At 58.0% G+C, this 20,274-nt stretch carries 27 protein-coding genes and 3 tRNA genes; 18 read left to right on the top strand and 12 right to left on the bottom strand.

The features are described 5' to 3' along the window. Positions 1-9 precede the first annotated feature (9 nt). The 4 genes from ACSQ36_RS04170 (at position 10) to ACSQ36_RS04185 (ending at position 2,810) form a co-directional block, all read left to right on the top strand. On the top strand, positions 10-309 hold the full coding sequence (locus ACSQ36_RS04170) for a helix-turn-helix transcriptional regulator (protein ID WP_436181005.1): 300 nt from the start codon (positions 10-12) through the stop codon (positions 307-309). Further along, on the top strand, positions 299-1,345 hold the full coding sequence (locus ACSQ36_RS04175) for a hypothetical protein (protein ID WP_436181006.1): 1,047 nt from the start codon (positions 299-301) through the stop codon (positions 1,343-1,345). Before ACSQ36_RS04170 ends, ACSQ36_RS04175 begins: the two co-directional genes overlap by 11 nt. A gap of 670 nt (positions 1,346-2,015) precedes the next feature. Further along, on the top strand, positions 2,016-2,207 hold the full coding sequence (locus tag ACSQ36_RS04180) for a hypothetical protein (RefSeq protein ID WP_436181007.1): 192 nt from the start codon (positions 2,016-2,018) through the stop codon (positions 2,205-2,207). A gap of 6 nt (positions 2,208-2,213) precedes the next feature. Next, positions 2,214-2,810, top strand: coding sequence for a hypothetical protein (locus ACSQ36_RS04185; protein WP_436181008.1), 597 nt, complete (start codon positions 2,214-2,216; stop codon positions 2,808-2,810). Between the two features lie 215 nt (positions 2,811-3,025). Here the strand turns inward: ACSQ36_RS04185 and ACSQ36_RS04190 are convergent, their stop codons facing one another. Together ACSQ36_RS04190 and ACSQ36_RS04195 are read right to left on the bottom strand one after the other, a co-directional pair. Next, positions 3,026-3,208, bottom strand: a complete 183-nt coding sequence (locus ACSQ36_RS04190; RefSeq protein WP_436181009.1) for a hypothetical protein — start codon at positions 3,206-3,208, stop codon at positions 3,026-3,028. A gap of 234 nt (positions 3,209-3,442) precedes the next feature. After that, positions 3,443-3,697 carry an Arc family DNA-binding protein gene (locus ACSQ36_RS04195; RefSeq protein ID WP_436181010.1) on the bottom strand — a complete coding sequence of 85 codons (255 nt, stop codon included), beginning with the start codon at positions 3,695-3,697 and terminating at the stop codon, positions 3,443-3,445. Positions 3,698-3,796: 99 nt separating this feature from the next. Here ACSQ36_RS04195 and ACSQ36_RS04200 point away from each other — a divergent pair, with 99 nt between their 5' ends. Genes ACSQ36_RS04200 through ACSQ36_RS04235 form a run of 8 tightly spaced genes read left to right on the top strand, consistent with a single transcriptional unit; the run spans position 3,797 to position 6,400 of the window. Then, positions 3,797-4,102: a hypothetical protein gene (locus tag ACSQ36_RS04200; RefSeq protein ID WP_436181011.1), complete on the top strand. Its 306-nt coding sequence runs from the start codon at positions 3,797-3,799 to the stop codon at positions 4,100-4,102. Positions 4,103-4,154: 52 nt separating this feature from the next. Continuing rightward, positions 4,155-4,337, top strand: a complete 183-nt coding sequence (locus ACSQ36_RS04205) for a hypothetical protein (protein WP_436181012.1) — start codon at positions 4,155-4,157, stop codon at positions 4,335-4,337. Further along, positions 4,330-4,527 (top strand): hypothetical protein, encoded by a 198-nt coding sequence (locus ACSQ36_RS04210; protein WP_436181013.1) that lies wholly within the window; start codon positions 4,330-4,332, stop codon positions 4,525-4,527. Before ACSQ36_RS04205 ends, ACSQ36_RS04210 begins: the two co-directional genes overlap by 8 nt. Beyond that, positions 4,520-4,879 carry a LexA family protein gene (locus tag ACSQ36_RS04215; protein WP_436181014.1) on the top strand — a complete coding sequence of 120 codons (360 nt, stop codon included), beginning with the start codon at positions 4,520-4,522 and terminating at the stop codon, positions 4,877-4,879. Before ACSQ36_RS04210 ends, ACSQ36_RS04215 begins: the two co-directional genes overlap by 8 nt. Further along, positions 4,872-5,174 carry a hypothetical protein gene (locus ACSQ36_RS04220; RefSeq protein ID WP_436181015.1) on the top strand — a complete coding sequence of 101 codons (303 nt, stop codon included), beginning with the start codon at positions 4,872-4,874 and terminating at the stop codon, positions 5,172-5,174. Before ACSQ36_RS04215 ends, ACSQ36_RS04220 begins: the two co-directional genes overlap by 8 nt. After that, a complete protein-coding gene (locus ACSQ36_RS04225) occupies positions 5,167-5,436 on the top strand; it encodes a hypothetical protein (RefSeq protein WP_436181016.1) in 270 nt (89 codons plus the stop codon). Before ACSQ36_RS04220 ends, ACSQ36_RS04225 begins: the two co-directional genes overlap by 8 nt. After that, a complete protein-coding gene (locus ACSQ36_RS04230) occupies positions 5,433-5,900 on the top strand; it encodes a hypothetical protein (protein ID WP_436181017.1) in 468 nt (155 codons plus the stop codon). The genes ACSQ36_RS04225 and ACSQ36_RS04230 overlap by 4 nt, the downstream gene beginning before the upstream one ends. Positions 5,901-5,911: 11 nt before the next feature. Further along, positions 5,912-6,400: a hypothetical protein gene (locus tag ACSQ36_RS04235; RefSeq protein ID WP_436181018.1), complete on the top strand. Its 489-nt coding sequence runs from the start codon at positions 5,912-5,914 to the stop codon at positions 6,398-6,400. A gap of 96 nt (positions 6,401-6,496) precedes the next feature. On the opposite strand, the gene ACSQ36_RS04240 is transcribed toward ACSQ36_RS04235, so the two are convergent. The 6 genes from ACSQ36_RS04240 to rph all read right to left on the bottom strand — a co-directional run bounded on the left by ACSQ36_RS04240 (position 6,497) and on the right by rph (position 11,586). After that, positions 6,497-6,643: a hypothetical protein gene (locus tag ACSQ36_RS04240; protein ID WP_436181019.1), complete on the bottom strand. Its 147-nt coding sequence runs from the start codon at positions 6,641-6,643 to the stop codon at positions 6,497-6,499. 897 nt (positions 6,644-7,540) lie between these two features. Beyond that, positions 7,541-7,630 (bottom strand) — tRNA-Ser (locus ACSQ36_RS04245). Positions 7,631-7,742: 112 nt separating this feature from the next. Then, positions 7,743-8,933, bottom strand: a complete 1,191-nt coding sequence (locus ACSQ36_RS04250; protein WP_436181020.1) for an MFS transporter — start codon at positions 8,931-8,933, stop codon at positions 7,743-7,745. A 40-nt stretch (positions 8,934-8,973) separates the two neighbouring features. Next, positions 8,974-10,221: a radical SAM family heme chaperone HemW gene (gene hemW / locus ACSQ36_RS04255; RefSeq protein WP_436181021.1), complete on the bottom strand. Its 1,248-nt coding sequence runs from the start codon at positions 10,219-10,221 to the stop codon at positions 8,974-8,976. Continuing rightward, on the bottom strand, positions 10,218-10,847 hold the full coding sequence (gene rdgB / locus ACSQ36_RS04260; RefSeq protein WP_436181022.1) for an RdgB/HAM1 family non-canonical purine NTP pyrophosphatase: 630 nt from the start codon (positions 10,845-10,847) through the stop codon (positions 10,218-10,220). Before rdgB ends, hemW begins: the two co-directional genes overlap by 4 nt. Next, on the bottom strand, positions 10,840-11,586 hold the full coding sequence (gene rph / locus ACSQ36_RS04265) for a ribonuclease PH (RefSeq protein ID WP_436183085.1): 747 nt from the start codon (positions 11,584-11,586) through the stop codon (positions 10,840-10,842). Before rph ends, rdgB begins: the two co-directional genes overlap by 8 nt. A 347-nt stretch (positions 11,587-11,933) precedes the next feature. On the opposite strand from rph, the gene ACSQ36_RS04270 reads away from it, so the two are divergent. From ACSQ36_RS04270 to ACSQ36_RS04290, 5 genes are all read left to right on the top strand, one after another. Beyond that, on the top strand, positions 11,934-12,866 hold the full coding sequence (locus ACSQ36_RS04270) for a YicC/YloC family endoribonuclease (protein WP_158936426.1): 933 nt from the start codon (positions 11,934-11,936) through the stop codon (positions 12,864-12,866). Between the two features lie 7 nt (positions 12,867-12,873). Beyond that, positions 12,874-13,539 (top strand): guanylate kinase, encoded by a 666-nt coding sequence (gene gmk, locus ACSQ36_RS04275; protein WP_213762529.1) that lies wholly within the window; start codon positions 12,874-12,876, stop codon positions 13,537-13,539. Between the two features lie 57 nt (positions 13,540-13,596). Next, on the top strand, positions 13,597-13,800 hold the full coding sequence (rpoZ, locus tag ACSQ36_RS04280) for a DNA-directed RNA polymerase subunit omega (RefSeq protein ID WP_031359151.1): 204 nt from the start codon (positions 13,597-13,599) through the stop codon (positions 13,798-13,800). 62 nt (positions 13,801-13,862) lie between these two features. Then, positions 13,863-16,295, top strand: a complete 2,433-nt coding sequence (locus ACSQ36_RS04285) for a RelA/SpoT family protein (protein WP_436181023.1) — start codon at positions 13,863-13,865, stop codon at positions 16,293-16,295. A 117-nt stretch (positions 16,296-16,412) separates the two neighbouring features. Then, entirely contained in the window at positions 16,413-16,904 is a 492-nt protein-coding gene (locus ACSQ36_RS04290) for a phage protein NinX family protein (RefSeq protein ID WP_213762531.1), read from the top strand. Between the two features lie 145 nt (positions 16,905-17,049). Here the strand turns inward: ACSQ36_RS04290 and ACSQ36_RS04295 are convergent. Next, positions 17,050-17,126 (bottom strand) — tRNA-Arg (locus ACSQ36_RS04295). 77 nt (positions 17,127-17,203) lie between these two features. Continuing rightward, positions 17,204-17,280: transfer RNA gene (locus ACSQ36_RS04300), tRNA-Arg, on the bottom strand. A 139-nt stretch (positions 17,281-17,419) separates the two neighbouring features. On the opposite strand from ACSQ36_RS04300, the gene greB reads away from it, so the two are divergent. After that, entirely contained in the window at positions 17,420-17,980 is a 561-nt protein-coding gene (greB, locus tag ACSQ36_RS04305; RefSeq protein ID WP_213762532.1) for a transcription elongation factor GreB, read from the top strand. 97 nt (positions 17,981-18,077) lie between these two features. Here greB and ACSQ36_RS04310 read toward each other — a convergent pair whose 3' ends face one another. Continuing rightward, positions 18,078-19,229 carry a porin gene (locus tag ACSQ36_RS04310; protein WP_213762533.1) on the bottom strand — a complete coding sequence of 384 codons (1,152 nt, stop codon included), beginning with the start codon at positions 19,227-19,229 and terminating at the stop codon, positions 18,078-18,080. A gap of 554 nt (positions 19,230-19,783) precedes the next feature. After that, a complete protein-coding gene (locus ACSQ36_RS04315; protein ID WP_436181024.1) occupies positions 19,784-20,062 on the bottom strand; it encodes a hypothetical protein in 279 nt (92 codons plus the stop codon). Positions 20,063-20,274: the final 212 nt, after the last annotated feature.

The raw sequence follows: 20,274 nt of genomic DNA on the forward strand, positions 1-20,274 counted from the left end.
GAGGTATCAATGACCACTGCAATTTCAGAGGCTGGCGTCGATCCAACCGTCCAGCACTTCGACAAGATGCCTGAGTCGGCGTTTGTCGATGTCGCGACCGTAGCAGCTCTGCTCGGAGTTTCCCCGCAAACCATCCGTCGTCGCGCCGCCGAGGGTGAGATCCCTGCGCCGCAAGACATCTTTGGCCTGCAGCGCTATCGGGTGGGTGTCGTTCGCAACGTAATCTTAAAGTCGTTTGATCTGATCGCACTCGACGATTCAGCCGGCGGCTTTGATAAGCCGTTGCAGGAGCCAGTCAATGCCGATTGAAAACGACTTCATCCCTTTTGCGGTCGGCAGCGACGCAAACGTCATCAGCCAAGCAACATATGCGGAGAATACGGATCTCACGCAAAGCGGCTTTTCCGCTGGCATCGCTGTGGCGAACCAGTTGAATAAGGTCTGGCGCCAGTCAAGCATCATGGCGGCCGTACTCGCACAGTTCATCGTTGACCAGACGGGCAGCACCGCGATTGATGACGGGACGACGGCGACACTGCTGGCAAATCTAAAGCTTGCTGTTGGGTCGAACGGCGCTCGTGTCTCGGGCCTAATTGGCATAAACAACTCAACCACGCCGCTGACCCAATACAACGTGAGCGCGGCAAGCGTGACAGTGCTCAATCCGACGACTGGCGCGACTGCTGTGGTCGTTAATACTGCGACGATCACTGTCAATGCAGCAACGGCAGGCCCAGTCGCAAACGGTCGAGATCAGTCCGCTGCATTCACTGCGTCTCAGTGGCTGTATCTGTATTTCATCTACAACCCGGCGACGAATACGCTAAGCACGACCATCTCAGCAGCGACGCCAGCCGCGGGGCCTGCGCTCCCGACCGGGTACACCGCATGGGCATATATCGGCACGATCTACTGGAACGCTAGCTCGAATTTCGCGCAAGTCTATGCCCGTGGCTCTTGGTTTGCATACCAGAGTCCCGTTGCGGTATTAGCTTCCGGATCGGCTACAACTAACACTCCGGTTTCAATGCCGACAGTGGTCCCGCCCACTGCCTTTTCTCCGATGTTTGAGCTCCAAGTCACGAACATTTCGGTGACATCAGCCTCGGGAGGCCAATACAGCGGAACGTTCCTACTCACGATCGACAACATCACTAATTCGATGATTCAAGGGCTCCAAGGGGTCGGTGGTGCAAGCGCCACTTTCGGCATTTCTGGGTCGGTCAAGAGACTCCCGAATCTGTCGCAAGGCTTTAGCTATATCTGGGGGGCTTTGGGATCGAGTACGGGCCAGTCGGCCAACGTACTTTGTGGCGGATATTCCGTATCTAACGGAGGCGAATAAATGAACGCTTTTATCGATATCGATGGCTACTTGGATAAGCGAGGCGCTTGGCACCAAGGACATGGCGCTGACTGGGCTAACTATCTCCCGCAAGAGACGGCCGGATATCTGCTGTGTGCGCGGACTGGCGCCAGATGCAGCCGCACGCTGAGCCGAGGTTTCCAATTGCGCAACGTTGCGTAATTGGGGATTTCCTACTGTTTGTGCGTTTTTCGACAGAATCAAAGTCCGTTACTGGACTTTGATCAGACTTGCGGTCGCATGTCTGGATTTGGAGTGGAAGGTTCTGCCGAGGCCGGCGCAGCGGGCAGCGAACGCTTCTCCTCAGGTTTAGGGGAAGTTCGACTAGATGGCGGGACTTGGGCGGGTAGAGCGGTCAGGCGTGCCGCTCTACCTTGTCGCAGGGCGATTAGTGGCGGAGACAGGCTCCGCCAAAATATATGACCCTATTAATTTTTTGCAATTGATTGCACTACCGGGGTAAACCTTCGACGCGATCTAGCCGTTATCAGAAATGAGCGGGCATCAGCGTTGCGATGCCCAACATTGATTTATGTTAAGGTGCCCGCACATTGCGTGTATTCCCTTATTTTTCGCGCTCAGGCCGGTGCTACCATGGGTTGACCGTCTAAGATTTGATGGAAGGCGTGTATGCACACAGGAGTGGAATATGGCTACTGACAACAAATTTACCGTAGGCGAAGTGTTGGCAATCAACGACGCCGTCATGCACAGAAATTCAGGGCCGGTATCGAAATTGTCCTCCCAGGCTGCGGAGATTGTGCGCCGTTCAGACTTTTCCGTGAAGGAAATTGTCACGGCTTTCCAGACTGCGAGAGAGCATGTCGAAACTGACCTATAACGGCCGATGCCGATAAACCCAATTTATAAGAAACTTGTACAAGGCCCTGACGATACTGTCGGGGCCTTGGCTTATGCGCTCTACAAACAGCGCAAAGTCACATACATCACGGAAATTCAATCGGCTGAAAATCGCCCTCTGACGTCGGAAGAGATTGCTGCCTTTCAGCGACAAAACGCCAACGACGATCAGATTAAAGCATACAAGAAAGAGGCAGCGGCCCTAGCTTCGGAATTTTTGAATGCTGGGCTTGCCAGCAAACTGGCGGATGCGGAAGACGAGGCAAAAAACAACGTACGGGAAGCCGCTCTACGCTCGGAAATCAAGGCAATGGGACAAGAAGTTGCTGAGCTACGGAAACGACTTGAAGAGAAGCGCACCGTTGGTGGATGGCTCCAAGATGCCTTTGGAAACCTGATGGTCAACGTCGTAACGATCCTGCTTATTGGTCTCGCAGTGATCGGCCTCAAGGCTATCGACAAGCTTTCTACACACACCGAGTCAACGATAGGGATAGGCGACGAGAGTCCGGCAGAAGCTTCGCGCGCACCCTCAACAAATGAGCCTTCAACTACGCCACACAAGGCTGCGAGCCAACCTTGATGCGTAGGGCCTGAAGGACACATTAGTGGATTCCGTCCGTCGCGATTCGTGGCGGAACCTGTTTCCGCCCCGGCGCACCGCTTGGTGCGGCCAGGGAGTAACAACCTTATTACTTCCCGCCATCTACCCGCCATCTACCCGCCATCTGAGGCAAAAAAATCCCGCCGTTTAACGGGCGGGATCGGCGGGACGCTGAGAGGGCCATCACCTATAAATTATCTCTTGGCTAGCGCCTTCAGCACATCGCGGTGCGTGGCGATCACTTCGCGGATCGTGCGCAACGCGTCCGCCTTACCTTCAGGCGTCAACCAGTCAATAGGCGCAGCCTTCGGCTTGATCATCAATCGCGGCTTGAGTTCAACGCCGTACAGGACTTTGCCCTTCGTTTCGTCTGTCATGGCTGCGGCTTGTCAAAAGTGTTGCGTTCGATGACGCGATTGAAGTCGATGCCCACACGCGAGACGTCTCCCCGCATCCGGTCTAGGTCAGATCCTGCAGGCGTCGGGTATCTCACCGGTCGGCCCATGTCAGCCGCCGCGCCTAAGCCATGCAACAGCCCGCGTAGGAACGTTCTATACCTGCTTTCGCTTGACACCTTCATCTGGCGCTCCGCGTCCGTGTGAACCGCAAGCTTACCGCTTTTTCTTCTTTTCCCGCTCGTCCAGCGCCTTGACGACCCTGCCGGCCACGTTGTCGGCGAAGAGGTCCATCGTTGCGGTGTCGATCGGCGCCGCCTGCGCGCCGTCTCCGCCGGGCCCAAAAGTCTCCTCTAATCGCGCCACTACCTCGGCGGTAAGCGAGCGCTTGTGCTTCTCCGACGCTCGGTCAAGCCGATCTTTCAGGTCAGCGGGGATTCGTAAATTGATTTGGGGGTCGTCTCTAGCCATGGCTAATATTAATGCAGCACGGTGCTTGCATGCAATAAAGCACGGTGCTATATTTTGTCATGCGCTACCGAAAAGCGCGCCACTCAACGGGAGTTCACCATGATTCGCAAACAACTTAAGATTGGTCAATTGGTTAACGTAGGATTCCTGAAAGGTGCTCGCGTGATTGCAGACGTTGCGCGCGCTGCAGGCTACATCGGCGATACCTACGTCGTTGAGTGCGGTGGACAGTTGTACGAGCTGGCCGCTGGCCAAACGCGCCGGATCTCCATGGACGAAGCCGTCGCGCTTCCGAAGCAGTTCAAAGCCAAGCAGATAGCCAAGCAGCGTGCACATGCCACGCTTTCCAAAGCGTCGATCACGATGGAAGAGGCGATCGATGCAATGTGCGCCTTGACGGCCTAATCTGGAGAGGCCGCTTCGGCGGCGACCATCAACCGATATTTCGAGGTAAATCATGAGAACTGCAGCCGCTGTGCAGGCCGCCGGCGCGAAACCGGGCAGTCTGATCGATCAAATCACCCGCGACGCCCTGCGTCGTACCTCAATGGCGCCCACGTACATGGAAGCGCTCGACATCACCGGAGCCGCGTTGATTGCGGTCGCATACCTTGCGAAGGCCGAGGCGAATCATGGATGAGCCCTTTCCTACGGCCAAAGACTTCAAGGAAAAATTAGGTCAATTCAGCGCGCTGGCCACATTTATGTTCGTCGACGGTAAAGGCGTCTTGGAGCTTTTATCCGAGACCTGCAAAGCCGAACTGCGCTGCATGTGCACCGCGTTGAGCGAGGAACTTCAACAGTTTGCGAAGGAGGTGAATCATGACTAAGGTGGATGCCTCAAAATATCTCGTGACGATCATTTCAGACAGTATGTACGACCCAGCCGACCTCGATTCACTCATGATCGGCGATACCCTAGAAATAGATCCCTCGCTCACGCCAAGGGATGGCGACTTCGTGATCGTGGACTTTGTGACCGTGGAGTTGGGCGAGTTTAAGGGGGTAAGAAAGTTGGTCATCCGCGACGGCAAGCATCTGCTGACGTGGGGCAATCCTGCGTGGACCGAGGCGATAGAGCTGAGCGACGATGCAAAGATAGCCGGCGTTGTCAGCATGAGGAGCCGATCTCTCCTGAACGATGAAAGATTGGCGCCCGAGACGGAGGCAAGCCATGAATAACGTCCATTTGATTGGCGCACCTCGAAAAATCGGGTGCCCTCGCAAGCTGCCATTGCTTAACGCCCCGACGGCTTCTGTTCACGACTTGATGCCATACCGGAGTGTTCGGAAAAGCGTGATTGATGACGTTACCGAAATTCTTGGCCTCATCGAAGGTGCTGTATTTTCCGAGATCAACAACCACGGGCTCATCTTGGACGCCGGCAGCCAAGAGCGATTTCGCATAGCAATCGATTCTGTTCGTACAGTGGTGCGTGACATTCGCTTGACTCGCGGGGAGGTGAGTCATGGCTAGCATCCACACGATTGGCGCTCCGCGTAAGGCCGGTCGGAGACGCGGGATCGTCATCGCGGGACTGCCGTTAGCGCTGATAAAGGATTTCGCGGCTCCGATCATCTCGCCTCGCGAAAATGCGATCGTGAGTCGGGTTCTCATTGAAATCGCGGAAGATGGAACGATCCATTTGCCCGCGATTGTAAGTTGCGAAGAGCACGCGATTGCACTGATTCGACTTTTGAACGGAATCGCGGTTGATTTAGCTGACAGGCACCTATGACACCCGAACGCTACCTCATCCGCGATCGGGCCTATGGCGTCTGGCATCGAGAGAAATCCATCTGTCGGTTTCTCGGTCATCGCCAGGCGCGAACCTTGACCATGGCCGACCTCGATAGCGTGCTGTTCGTCGAGTATGGCCACTCAGGGAAGCTACCGCTCGCGCTGGTTGAGGTAGCGATGGACATCGGCCAAGAGAAACCCACAGGCGTGATCCGCGAGCTGGCAAAGCTCGCGAACCTGCCTGCTTTCGTCGCGCTGTACACGCCGGCAGCGACCGCCAATCCGACGGCGCCGGCCTGGAACGATATCGACGCGTTCCGTGTAAAGCGCGTCTGGCCGAAACCGGAACCCGAGTGGCGCACGCTTTCGCCGCAGGAATGGGCCGAGGCGCTGGTGAGCATTCGTGACTGGCAGCTCCGCCGATTCGTGAACCAAGCGGCAGCGAATGATGAAGTCTATTAACCGGTATCTCCATGGCACGATCGAAGCGATACAAGGGCGATGCGCTGAAGCGCGACGGCTCGACGTTCGCGGCCGTCCCTTACGTGGTGTTGGAGAGTCAAGGCTATATCAATCTTAGCGCCTACGCGCGGGCCTTGCTGCTGGAGTTCTGCCGAGAATTCAATGGCCGCAATAACGGCCGGCTGTGCTGCATCTGGGACCAATTGAAGGTGCGAGGCTGGAACTCGCCAAACACCGTCACCAAGGCAAAGGCCGAACTGATCAAGCAGGGTCTTGTCTGGGAATCGCGCAAGGGTGCTTTCCCGCATCGGCCGTCGTGGTACGCGCTTACTTGGCGCGATCTTGATGTCACTGAAGACTTGGACGCGGCGCCATCGGCGTTCCCGCGGCGCGCGTATTTGCACGTCGAGCCAATCGTCCGCGAAAAGAAGGTTGTCGGCCGGAAGAAGGCGAAATCTAGCGCTTCGACCGTTACATGGCATGTATCTAAGGCCGCTTGAATAAGTACATGGCGTGTAATGGACGTCGCGTTTCTAGTTACATGCCATGTACTTCTCTAAGAGTTGCCATCTGTTTGTCGTTCGGTCCGCCCAGATTCACCGGCAGAATCGTTCCCAATGATGGTGATGCCAGACGCGATGGCAATGATGGTGGTAGCGATCGTGATGGTAGTAGGCGAATGCGGGAGTAGTTGCGGAAAGGGCCGAGACAGCGACCACGATGGTCATGGCGATCTTCTTCATAGTTTCGCTCTTTGTAATGGTGGAGCAATCTATGAGCAGATGCCGTGCCAGAGGTTACCAAATCGGTAACGGGGTACTGATTTGGTAACCCTTCGAAGACCCTTCCGAGACCCTTTGATGGGAGTTGCCGAATCAGCAACGGTTGCCAAATGAGCAACCCATGGCTAACCCATAGGAAACCCGTGGGATAACGGTGGCTTCACAGTGAGTTCACGCGTCACGCTGCGTCACTGACGCGTCACCGTTACGCGTAACGCTTCGGTAACGCTACGTGCGTTACTTCGGTGCCCTGCGTTGCATCGCGTTGCACTTCGTTGCGCAGAACATCCGCCAACGGCGGGAGTTGCCATTTTATTTCAACGCCCCGAATTTTCGGGCGGACCCCAATGGAGAACGTTACTTGCCTCCATGGAGGCAAGCGCTTGGTTCGATTCAAAATCCGACCAAGACGCCCGGTCAGCGTCGCGTTGCGTCGACAAACTAGCGCCAGATGAAGCCGCGCGCTGAGCTGAGGTTTCCAATTGCGCAACGTTGCGTAATTGGGGACTTCCTCAATTTGAGGAAGTCGAACGCGACTGCTTAGCATCTGCTGGACATATCGTTTTTCGACAGAATCAAAGTCCGTTACTGGACTTTGATCTGATTTCCTGCATATGCGAGCATGGTGCTAGCACCGGAGTTCCGGTAGTCGCACCCGTAGACGATAGTGCGTCTACAACTTCCCCCATTGAGGGAAGCTAACGGTGCCGTTTTTGGGATGCTTGAGATAGAACGGTCCCGCTTTCGGTACTGTTCGCTCAGCGCAGTTTTGCACCTGAACAACACTTTAAGGATTGGCGGGACGTTTGGAGGGTAGGACTGAATAGAGTCCTGTGAGCCTTATAGAATAAGGCTTAGTGGCGGAAGCGGTGAGATTCGAACTCACGGACGAGTCACCCCGTCGCTAGTTTTCAAGACTAGTGCCTTAAACCGCTCGGCCACGCTTCCACGTTTCACACACAGCAACACCGGGAAAAGTGCGCTCAAACCGCGTCGCACCTTTCCGGCAAGGCGCGTATTGTAGCGCAACTTTCTCTCGCGTCCAGCAAGCAAGACGGACTCAACCTTCCAACGATCGGGTCGCCCGCAAACCCGGAAACAATCGCATCCATAACAACGCAACGGCGATCGTGCCCACGCCGCCAATCAGCACCGCGGGCACTGCGCCGAACAATCCTGCCGTCATCCCCGACTCGAACTCGCCCAACTGATTCGATGTTCCGATAAACAGCGAATTGATGGCGCCCACGCGTCCTCGCATATCGTCGGGGGTTTGCAACTGCACGAGCGACATACGCACGACGACGCTGATTACATCGGAGGCGCCTAGCGCGGCCAGCGCGATCAGCGAAACGTAGAGGTTCCGCGATAACCCAAACACGATCGTGGCAATGCCAAACGCGATTACGCCGCCGAATAACGCCGTCCCGGCCCGCCGCCGCAGCGGAAAATGCGCGAGATAAATCGATCCGCCCAGCGCGCCGACCGCAGGTGCCGCGCGCAGGACGCCGAGCGCCCACGGCCCGGCGTGCAGGATATCGCGGGCGAAAACGGGCAGCAATGCAGTCGCGCCGCCGAGCAACACCGCGAACAGATCCAGCGATAACGCCCCCAGGATCACGGGCTTGCGTCGAATGAAGGCGATGCCGGAGAAGAGCGATTCGAATGTCAGCGGCGTGCGCATGCGCACCACCTGTTCGATCTTTATCGATGACAGCACCACCGCCGCCCCAATGAACGCCACCGCGACCGCGCCATACACCGTAAGCGCCCCGAGCCCATAGAGCAGACCACCCATTGCCGGTCCGAGGATCTGCGCCGTCTGGTTCGCCGACGTCGACCACGCGGTCGCGTACTGTAACTGGGCGCGCGGAATCAGGTTGGGCAAGAGCGCGGCCATCGATGGCGACTCGAACGCGCGTGCTGATCCGGCAATGGCAGCGATCAAATAGATCAGCCCCTGGCTGGTGATCCCGCGCCACGTCGCCACGCACAGCGTCAACGCGGCCACGCCCTGAATCGCCTGACAGATGAACGCGATCGTGCGCCGGTCGTAGCGGTCGGCGACATGGCCCACCACCAGCGTGAGCATGAACATCGGCAGGAATTGCGAGAGGCCGACGAGCCCGAGTGCGAACGCGCTGTGCGTGATCGAGTAGATCTGCCAGCCGATTGCGACTGACATCATCTGGAACGCAACCGATGACATCACCCGCGCGCTCCAGAAGAGCGCGAAGGGACGGTGGCGCATCACGGAGCCGGTGGTCAGACTAGGGGCGGGTGCGTCCAATTTAACGCTCTTCCTTGATTTTTATCGAGGGCGTGTCCCTAAGAAAGAGCGCTTGCAGATCGTTGAGAAAATCCTGTCCGCGCTGCGTGGGCGCAATGCGTTCAATATCGCGCGTGATCAAGCCACGACGCTCCGCTTCAACCAGTCCCGGTTCGATCGCGGACATCGCAAGGCCGGTTCGTTCGTTGAACGAATGCACCGGAAACCCTTCCACAAGACGTAGCGTGTTCAGCATGAATTCGAATGGCAGGTCGCGCGGCCCAACCTCGTGCTCTTCCTGTACCGCCGCGCCGCCGAGCGCTTCATCCATGTACGTTCCCGGATGTTTGTATCGCACCTGACGCACGATTTTCTGCGGAAACGACAGCTTCGTGTGCGCGCCCGCACCAATGCCGAGATAGTCGCCAAAGCGCCAGTAATTCAGGTTGTGCTGGCTCTTCCTGTGCGGCTTCGCATAGGCCGACACCTCGTAGCGCTCATATCCCGCCGTAGCCGTGCGCTCGTGAATCCAGTCCTGCATGTCGGCGGAAGCGTCGTCATCGGGAACGGGCGGCGGGTACTTGGCGAACATGGTGTTCGGTTCGAGCGTCAGGTGATACAGCGACAAATGCGGCGGCGCAAAGCTGATAGCCGTTTCGATATCCGCCCGGCATTCATCCAGCGTCTGCCTGGGCAGCGCGAACATCAGGTCGAGGTTGAAGTTATCGAAGTTCCTGGCCGCTATTTCAACGGCCTGACGCGCTTGCGTTGCATCGTGAATCCGGCCGAGCGCTTTGAGATGCTGCTCGTTGAAACTTTGGATACCTATCGATAAACGATTCACGCCGCTTGCCCGGAACTGCGCGAACTTCGCGGCTTCGAACGTGCCGGGGTTGGCTTCGAGCGTGATTTCGGCGTCGGCGTCGAGCGGCAGCAGCGCACGGGCATCGGAGAGCAGGCGGTCCAGTCCTTTCGCCGACAGCAAGCTGGGCGTCCCTCCGCCGATAAAAATAGTGTGCACCTGCCGGCCCCAGACCATCGGCAACGCGCGCTCGAGATCGGCGCGCAATGCATCGAGATAACGGTCCTCGGGAAACGTCTCGCCTTTCCACTCGTGCGAGTTGAAATCGCAATACGGGCATTTGCGCACGCACCACGGGAAATGCACGTACAACGACAACGGCGGCAGCGACGTCAGCCGGATACTGCCCGGCGACGTGAACGCCTTGATCACGTTGATTGCCTGAGGGCCGCTTGAGCTGGTCGTCACGATATTTCCTTCAACCGCGCCAGCAGATGGCGAAGCGCAATCGCCCGGTGGCTGTTGGCGTTTTTCACGGCGGGATCGAGTTCGGCGGCAGTTTGTCCGAGCGACGGCACCAGGAAATGCGCGTCATAGCCAAAGCCGTTCGCCCCGCGCGGGGTATCGATGACTTCGCCGTGCCAGCGGCCTTCCGCAATCAGCGGTTCGGGGTCTGCCGCATGACGCACCAGCACGAGGACGGAGAAGAAATATGCGCGCCGATCTGATTCGCTAGCCAGATCATTCACGAGTCGCGCATTGTTTGCGGCATCGCTTTTCTCTCCACCGTTGAGCAATTGCGCATAACGCGCCGAATACACGCCCGGTGCGCCGCGCAACGCATGCACGCAGAGGCCGGAGTCGTCGGCGAGCGCGGGCATTCCCGTTGCCGCCGATGCATGCCGCGCCTTCGCCAGCGCGTTTTCGACGAACGTCACATGCGGTTCCTCGGCCTCAGACACGCCCAGCTCGCCTTGCGTCACGAGATCGATGCCGGCAGTGCTCAGCAGTGCTGCGAACTCGCGCAATTTGCCGGGGTTATTCGACGCGAGTACGACGCGTTTCAACGCGTTATCGGAAGCAGAATCAGACACTGAGCAGCTCCAGCGCGACCTTTTGTTTCGCGATCAACGTTTCGATACCGCTTTGCGCCAGATCCATCAGCGCGTTCATCTCGGCGCGCGTGAACGGTACGCCTTCGGCCGTTCCCTGTACTTCCACGAAACCGCCTGCGCCGGTCATCACGACGTTCATGTCGGTGTCGCACTGCGAGTCTTCGTCGTAGTCGAGATCGAGCACCGGCTGGCCGTTGTACACGCCGACCGAGATCGCCGCGACGAATTGATTGATCGGCGATTCAGCAATCTTGCCGGCGGCCAGCAGCTTGGTGACGGCATCGTGGGCCGCGACAAACGCGCCCGTGATGCTTGCCGTGCGCGTGCCGCCGTCGGCCTGGATCACATCGCAATCGATATGCAGCGTGCGCGCGCCCAGCTTGTTCAAATCGAATACGGAGCGCAGCGCGCGCCCGATCAGGCGCTGGATCTCCTGCGTGCGTCCGGTTTGCTTGCCGCGTGCAGCTTCACGGTCGTTACGGGTGTTCGTGGCACGCGGCAGCATGCCGTACTCGGCGGTGAGCCAGCCTTGATCACGGCCACGCAGGAATTCGGGCACGCGTTCGGAAATGCTTGCGGTGCAAATCACTTTGGTATCGCCGAATTCGACGAGAACCGACCCTTCCGCATGCTTCGTGTAGTGCCGCGTGATACGCACGTCGCGCAATTGGCCCACGGTACGGCCGCTCGGGCGGTTGAACGGGGCGGACGGGTTCAGCGTGGAGTCGGTCATGGAGGCGGCAAAGTGAAAGAAACGCAGTGAAAGGAGCTTGGGCTTACGGTAAAAAAGCGAAAAAATCGCGCCAAGGTTCGAATTTTATCCGTAATCGGAGTGGGCGTCCGGTGCGGCGTCCCGTGTTTATCCGCGCGCGCCGCATTGCGGCATCGCGTTTCCACGGGTGGGATCGGCAAAAATGGGATAATGCCAGCTTCCTCGCCCGGCCAACATTGCCTGCCATTCTCGTGCAGCTTCATACCGGGCGTTTCGAAGCGAACTGGCCGTGCAGCGCAAGCAGCAAGCAATAAGCAGCAAAGCCGCCACGGCCTTCAATCACGGACGCGACAATGATCTACAGCATGACAGGCTACGCCAGCGCTACGCGCGAAGTAGCGTCGGACGGCGCGGGCGCCAATGGCTCGGGCGTGGGGGTATCGGTGGAATTGCGCACGGTGAATTCGCGCTTCCTCGACATGAATTTCCGCATGCCCGAAGACGTGCGCGTCTGCGAGCCGCAATTGCGCGAAATGCTGATGAACAAGCTCTCGCGCGGCAAGGTCGATATCCGCATCAACCTGAATCGAGCAGAGCAGACCACCATTGCCGGCGTGCTCAATCGCGATGCGCTGTCGCAACTCGCCGCGCTGGAGCGCTCGGTGCTGGATATCTTCCCCGATGCCGAACGCATGCGCACCGGTGAAATCCTGCGCTGGCCGGGCATTTTGTCGGAGAGCGGGGTATCGGCGGAAACGCTGCGTGACGCGGTCCTGGCATGCGGCAAGCAGGCGATTGCTGAACTCATCGATGTCCGCGCCCGTGAAGGCGCCGCGCTTAGCTCCGTGCTGATCGCGAACGTGACGGAAATGGAAGCGATCGTGGCGAAGGTCACGCCGCTCGTGCCGGAACTGATCACGAAGCATCAGCAGAAAATTGTCGAGCGGTTGCAGGACGCATTAGGGATTGCGTCGCCGGAAGGCACGCAAACCAGCATCCCGCGCGAGGAAATCGCGGAACGGATTCGCCAGGAAGTGACCATCTACGGCATCCGTATCGACATCACCGAGGAATTGCAGCGTCTCTCCGCGCATCTGGCGGAAACACGCCACGTGTTGCAAAAGGGCGGCAAAGTGGGCAAGCGGCTCGACTTCATGATGCAGGAGCTGAATCGCGAAGCGAACACGCTCGGGTCGAAGGCGGCGGCGAAAGAACTCGCGGATTCGTCGATGACACTCAAATTGCTCATCGAACAGATGCGCGAGCAAGTGCAAAACCTGGAGTAACGCCGCTATGACCGACGCACAACGCAACACCTACGCCGGTGTTTATCCGGGCAACCTGTTCATGGTCGTGGCGCCGTCGGGCGCGGGCAAGTCGACGCTGGTCAACGCGCTGCTCGCGCAGGACGAAGCGATCCGCCTGTCCGTGTCGTACACCACGCGCGAACCGCGTCCGGGCGAGCAAAACGGCGTTCAATACCACTTTGCTTCCGTCGATGACTTCATGGCGCGCCACGCCGCCGGCGAGTTCCTCGAAAGCGCGGAAGTTCACGGCAACTACTACGCAACGTCACGCGTGTGGATTGAAGAGCAGATGAAAAGCGGCCACGACGTGCTGCTCGAAATCGATTGGCAAGGCGCGCAACAGGTCAAGAAACGCTTTCGCAATGCGGTGGAAATCTTCATCCTGCCGCCGTCGCTGGATGCGCTGGAAGAGCGCCTGAAAAAGCGTGGCCAGGATGCGCCGAACGTGATCGTGCGCCGTTTGCTGGCGGCCGGCAGTGAGATGGCGCATGCGCCGGAAGCGGAATATGTGCTGATCAACGAGAACTTCGAGCGCGCGCTCGGCGAATTGCAGTGTCTCGTTGCTGCCACACGGCTACGTTTCGGTTCACAGTACGCCCGTCATACGCAGTTGTTTGTCGAGTTAGGCATACACTCGCCGCACGCCGAGTGAACGGGGCTTTCCGGTCACATAAGGTAGAATGAAGAACATATCGAGAAGGAATCAACCATGGCCCGCATCACCGTCGAAGACTGTCTGAAAATGATCCCCAATCGCTTCGAGCTCGCGCTCGCAGCAACGTATCGCGCACGCCAGCTCGCTCAAGGCCATACGCCGAAGATCGAAAGCCGCGACAAACCGACTGTTGTTGCGCTGCGCGAAATCGCAGCCGGCCAGGTCGGCGTCGAGATGTTGAAGAAGGTTCCGGTCTGATTACGGGCCCGGACGTCTACGCGCCTTGTCACTAACCGCGTCAGCAAATCACGGAGGCGACCATGAATCCTGTTCCATCGTCCGTCTCTGTGGACCCGCATAACGACGTCCTCAGCACACAGTCTCACTCCGGGGCTCATTCCGAAGACCACGCGCTCGATCATGACAACGCTCATGATGCCGATTCGCCCTCGGCGGCGCGCAAGTACATCGACGCAGTCCTCGAACAATCGTTTCGCCATTTGTTCGGGCCGACTGCCACGCCGGAAAAGCCGCGCCGCCACGACGTAGTTTCCATCGCGAAACTGACCACTGAGCTGGCCGCGTATCTTTCGCCGGAAGAAATCAAGCAGGTCAAGCAGGCGTTCCATTTCAGCGATGAAGCCCATCTCGGGCAATATCGTCAGAGTGGTGAGCCGTACATCACGCATCCGGTCGCGGTCGCGGAAATTTGCGCCAGTTGGAAACTCGACGATCAATCGATCATGGCGGCGTTGCTGCATGACGTGATCGAAGATCAGGGCGTGACAAAGACCGAGATTGCGGAACGTTTCGGGCCGAAGGTTGCAGAACTTGTCGATGGCTTGTCGAAGCTGGACAAGATGGAGTTTCGCAATCGCGAAGAAGCGCAGGCGGAAAACTTCCGCAAGATGCTGCTCGCCATGGCGCGCGACGTCCGTGTGATTCTCGTCAAGCTGGCGGACCGGCTGCACAACATGCGCACGCTGGGCGCGGTGCCACCGGAAAAGCGGCGTCGCGTGGCGCGTGAAACCATCGACATCTATGCGCCTATTGCGCATCGGCTTGGGTTGAACAACACGTATCGCGAGCTGCAGGACCTGAGCTTCGCGAACTTCAATCCGCATAGGTACGCCACGCTCGAGCGCGCCGTGAAGGCCGCGCGCGGCAACCGGCGTGAGGTGGTGGGCAAGATCCTTGAAGCGGTCCAGCGCACAATTGCGGACGCGAAAATCAAGGCCGACGTGACCGGCCGCGAGAAAACCATCTTCAGCATTTACAAGAAGATGCGCGACAAGCAGTTGTCGTTCTCGCAAGTGCTCGACGTCTATGGCTTTCGCGTGGTCGTGGATACCGCGCTCGAATGTTATACGTGCATTGGCGCGCTGCATGCGCTCTACAAACCGGTGCCGGGCAAGTTCAAGGATTACATCGCCATTCCGAAGGTGAACGGCTATCAGTCGTTGCACACCACGCTCGTCGGTCCGTTTGGTGCGCCTATCGAATTCCAGATCCGCACGCGCAAGATGCATGAAATCGCCGAAGCGGGCGTAGCCGCGCATTGGCTTTACAAGAATGGCGGCGCTGACCTGAACGATGTGCAAAAGCGCGCGCATCAGTGGCTCAAGTCGCTGCTCGACATTCAAAGCGAAGCCGGAGACTCGAGCGAATTTCTTGAACACGTCAAGATCGATCTGTTCCCCGATGCGGTCTACGTGTTCACGCCAAAGTCGAAAATCATGCCGCTGCCACGCGGCGCGACGGCGCTGGATTTCGCGTATTCCATTCACAGCGATCTCGGTAATCAATGCGTCGCGGTGAAGATCAATAACGAGTTGCTGCCGCTACGCACCGAGTTGAAGAGCGGCGATATCGTGGAAGTGATCACGGCGCCTTATTCGAAGCCGAATCCCGCGTGGCTCGGTTTTGTGCGTACCGGCAAGGCGCGTTCGGCCATTCGCCACTATCTCAAGACCATGCGGTTGAACGAATCGGTTCAACTGGGCGAACGGCTCGTCGATCAAAGCCTCAAGGGCTATGGCCTGGCGTTGTCGGAAGTGACGCCTGAGGCCTGGGAAAAGCTGGCGCAATGGACTGGCAACAAGAGCCGCCAGGAAATTTTCGCGGATATCGGCCTGGGCCGGCGCGTGGCCGCCGTGATGGCGAAGCGCATTGAAGTGCTGATGACCGGTCGCGACGACGACGATTCCCCGCGCGAGAGCTTCAGCACGAATACCGCGCCGCCGGTTGTGATCACGGGCACTGAAGGTATGTCGGTTCAGTTGTCTGCCTGCTGTCGCCCGATTCCCGGCGACGACATCATGGGTTACATCGGCATCGGGCTGGGTATGGCGATTCACACTACCGAATGCCGTGTGGCCCAGCGGATTCACAAGCGCGATCCGGGTCGCTGGATTGACGTGGCCTGGGCGCCGCAGCCGGGCCGTCTATTCGATGTAGCCATCAAGGTGCTCGTCAGCACGTCGAAGGGCGTGTTCGCCCGTGTAGCGGCTGACATTACGTCCGCCGATGCCAACATTGTCCACATCGCCATGGACGAGGACGTGACGCAGGAATCCACCGTGCTGCGTTTCGTCATCCAGGTCAGCGATCGCGTGCACCTGGCGAACGTCATGCGGCGCGTGCGCACGAACCCGGACGTGATGCGCATCGCGCGTGAGCGGCCGAGTGACGAGCCGCATCATCGCAATACCGAAGGCGGCATGCGGATCGATCGCGAACGCGGCGATTATTAACGCCTGGCGTTCGCCTCTTGGCGAGAGCGGCTGGCGAGTTCTGAGTCTGAGTCTGAACCGCCGCCGCTGAAACGCGACCTGCGTGCCTGTACCCATTCTGCGTACACAGGGGCACTTATGAAAACATCAGAACTGGAAGGCGCCGAGCTCGACTATTGGGTCGCGCGCGGGCTGCATGACTTCATCCGCGAAATCCATTTCACCGATGGCGGCCAGACGCTGTCCATCCGCGGCAATGACCGTGGCCGGGCATGGGACGGGCGTTTCCTGCCATCGACGTCGTGGGAAGCGGCGTCAGTCGTACTGGAGCGCGCGTGCCGACTGGAGATGAACGACCACGGACGGGGCGAGGTCGTGTGCACGGCGATATTCGGCAAGGCCGGTGCGCAAGTGGAGGGGCGCGGACCGTCATTGCGTATCGCATTGCTGCGCGCGTTTCTGCTGCATGCGTTCGGAGACACGGTGGACGATGAATTCCCGCATCGTTCGCAAATGCTGCTCGGGGAACGGGCGGAACTGCTGGGCGAGCAGAGCGCAGCGGCGACGGTTGAAGATGCACCGTTGCCGGACGGACGTATAGGCGATATCGGGTCGACTGCGCGGCAGTAAGCAGGTTGCTGCGCCTCGCGCCCTGGTCAGCGGGTCCAGTCCAGCGCACGTCCAGGGGAAATCGCCGGACCGGCATGCAGATTTCGCTCGCGCAAACGCCCGCACAAATAAAAAGGGCCTTCCGTGAGGAAGGCCCTTTTAAAACTGGTGCGGCTGGCAGGATTCGAACCCACGACCCCTTGGTTCGTAGCCAAGTACTCTATCCATCTGAGCTACAGCCGCGCATGAAACAGGGTAATACAAAAAGCTGATACAGGAAACGCTTGCTTGAAACAAAACAACTAAACGCTTTGAAGAAGTGGTGCGGCTGGCAGGATTCGAACCCACGACCCCTTGGTTCGTAGCCAAGTACTCTATCCATCTGAGCTACAGCCGCACGCGAGACCAAGAGTATAGCCAAGCTCTCCCAAAAAAGGAAGGGTTACGCCTCGATTTCTGTAATACCGATCTCCTTCGTGTTACCGTGCACAGGAGCTATCTCGCTCCTCTTCACGTTATTTTGAGCGGTTTGCACCATGAACAAAGCATTTGTAAAGGAATCGGACGAGAGCGACGACGATCTCGACCTTGAGCAACCCGCTGGCGTCCCCCCAGGCACCAAGAACTACATCACGCCCGCGGGGCACCAGCGTCTGCGTGACGAACTGCTGCATCTGCTGGACGTCGAGCGGCCGGATGTCGTGAAACTGCTTTCCTGGGCGGCGTCCAATGGCGACCGGTCGGAGAACGGCGACTACATTTACGGCAAGCGGCGCCTGCGTGAGATTGACCGGCGGATTCGCTTCCTGACCAAGCGGCTCGACAAGGCGGAAGTGGTGGACAGCAGCCGGCAGGAAAACGTCGATCAGGTGTTTTTCGGCGCAACGGTCGATTACGCCGGCGACGATGGCGAAGTGCATACGGTGACCGTCGTGGGCGTAGATGAAGTGAATCTGGATGTCGGGCACGTGAGTTGGATCTCGCCTATCGCCCGTGCCTTGCTCAAGGCCAAGGTCGGCGATACGGTCACGCTGCACACGCCCGCAGGCGTCCAGCAAATCGATATCCTCGACGTGCGTTATCCGCCGAAGGTCTGAGGCGCTTCATCTGACGCAATAACGTCAGGAACCTCAGGACGAAAAAAAGGCGCCGCAAGCGGCGCCTTTTTCACATCGGTACAACCTTGAACAAGGCTTAGAAGCGGTGACGAATGCCAACCGTTGCCGAGACTTGGTTCGGGGTCGACGACATGCCTACGCCCGTGATCGGAGCGCCCAGGCCATCGCCCAGATCGATCGCGTGAACGTATTCGCCTTGCAGGTACACGTCGGTGCGCTTCGACAGCGAATAAGCTGTTTGCAGGGCAAACGTGTGGAACGAAGGCTTCTCGCCGTCAAGACGTGCGTCCGTGTACGTGTACTCGCCAGCCAGGCTCAATGCCGGGGTCAGCGCGTAACGGCCGTTCAATTCATAGTTGTTGAAACGAGCGTAGCCGCCCGACAGAGCAACGCCTGCGCCGCCGGTCGCGCCAGCCGTGATGGCTGCTGCGTCTTCAAGCTTCGTTTGCGTGAACACGAAGCCAACGGTTGCCGGGCCGAACGCGTAGTTCAAGCCAGCACCGAACGTGCGCTGCAGGCCAGCCACGAACGTGTTGTCAGTCGCGACAGCACCGCCGGTGTTCGAGATTGCTGCAGCAGTGCCAGCACCCGTCACCGAGTTGTTCAGTTGCAAGTAAGCAGCAGCAATATTCAACGGACCGTAGTTGTACGATGCGCCCGCGCTGTAAGCCCGGTTGTTCGAGAACCCGTCAGCCTGGTTCGAGAAGCCGTACATTGCGCCAAACTTGAAGCCGGCGTAGTTCGCGCTCTGATACTTGATCGTGTTGTTGACACGGAACGAGTTGTCGAGGTTGTCGTTGTCGAACGGGTGTGCGAACTGCGTGCCACCGTATTGCGTGCCGGTCAGAGCCAACGGGCCGAGGTAGTCGACCACGGAGTCATACTGACGACCCAACGTGACGGCGCCGTACTGGTTGCTCGACAGACCAACGAAGGCCTGACGGCCAAATTCGCGACCACCTTGACCCAGCGTGCCGTTAGCAATGCTGAAACCGTTTTCCAACGTGAAGATTGCCTTCAGGCCGCCACCGAGGTCTTCAGAGCCGCGCAGGCCCCAACGGCTGCCGTTCACGGCGCCGCTCGTCATCTTGAAGTTGTGATCGCCGCCTTGGTTGTTCGTGTACGTCAGGCCAGCGTCGATCAAACCGTAAAGTGTCACGCTGCTTTGAGCGTGAGCGGCGGTTGCAAATACGCCCGACAGGGCGGCGACCATGAGAGTCTTTTTCATCTTTGTAACTCCGAGAGCAGTTTGGGTCTGACAACCCAGGCTTGAAGGAAACTTTCACTCCGACGCGCTGCGAGAGGCGCTATCAGGTGATTTCATGTGCCAACAAAAGACACAGTCGTTTCCGGACCAGACGAAGTGTAAAGACGGCGTTACAGCACTGGCATTCCGATTTACGCAATAAAGTATTCTGCGATCGGCAATGATTGAGAAATGTAATCTAAGCCTTTGCTGGCAAGGCTTTGCGGGGGAATGGCGGGGTTGAATGCGCAGTGTCAACAGGGGTTCGTTGCGCAATTGCTACATGCGCCATCGTTAAAATACAACGCCAATAATCCTGGATGTCGATTGTTGACGGAACAGCAATAGATGATTGCCGGATCTGTTGGTGATTACGAGAAGGTGTGCCGTTATACTCAAATCTCTGCTTTCCGAGGCAGACTTTTTCGTTGACGGAAAAGATCTCCAAACCTTGTCGGCGCGACTTCCCAGTCGCGCTTTTTTTTGCCTGAACGGACTCAATGCCCGAAGCCTGTTTCGGGGCACTTTTTACTTAGTTAATTAGCCGCTTCAAGTACTTCTTCCCGCATCGCTTCAGCTTCATTCCCAATTTCGGGTGATTGCGCTTCGTCGCTGCTATCGAATGTCAGCAGACTCGATATTGTCCAGTCTTCCATCACATAACGGCGTGCGTCCATTGGCGAGGACAGAAGGTTCTGCCAATGATCGCCATGCCATGCCGGGTCGAAATCCAGAGCTGAATGCGATTCCAATACTGCTTGGGACGCTACCAACGTCCTGATCCACGAAAACATGCTTTTGAGTTCGGTCGTCACAGCAATGACCTCCTTTAAAGTGCTTGCGGTACGCTTTTATGATGCCGACAGCTCATTTCGGTAACAAGACTCGTAAACGCTTACGATTCGATAAAATAGTTACAAGTTGAGTAAATATTTCCTTCTGCCGGATATGGGCGGTTTAATCTGGAATTATTACGTCGGGTTGTTCTCTTTTCAGCCGTCGTGATTCAAGAGCGCATGCGTACTGG

Origin of the sequence: Caballeronia sp. LjRoot34 (assembly GCF_964253815.1) — a bacterium.
Taxonomy (GTDB): Bacteria; Pseudomonadota; Gammaproteobacteria; order Burkholderiales; family Burkholderiaceae; genus Caballeronia.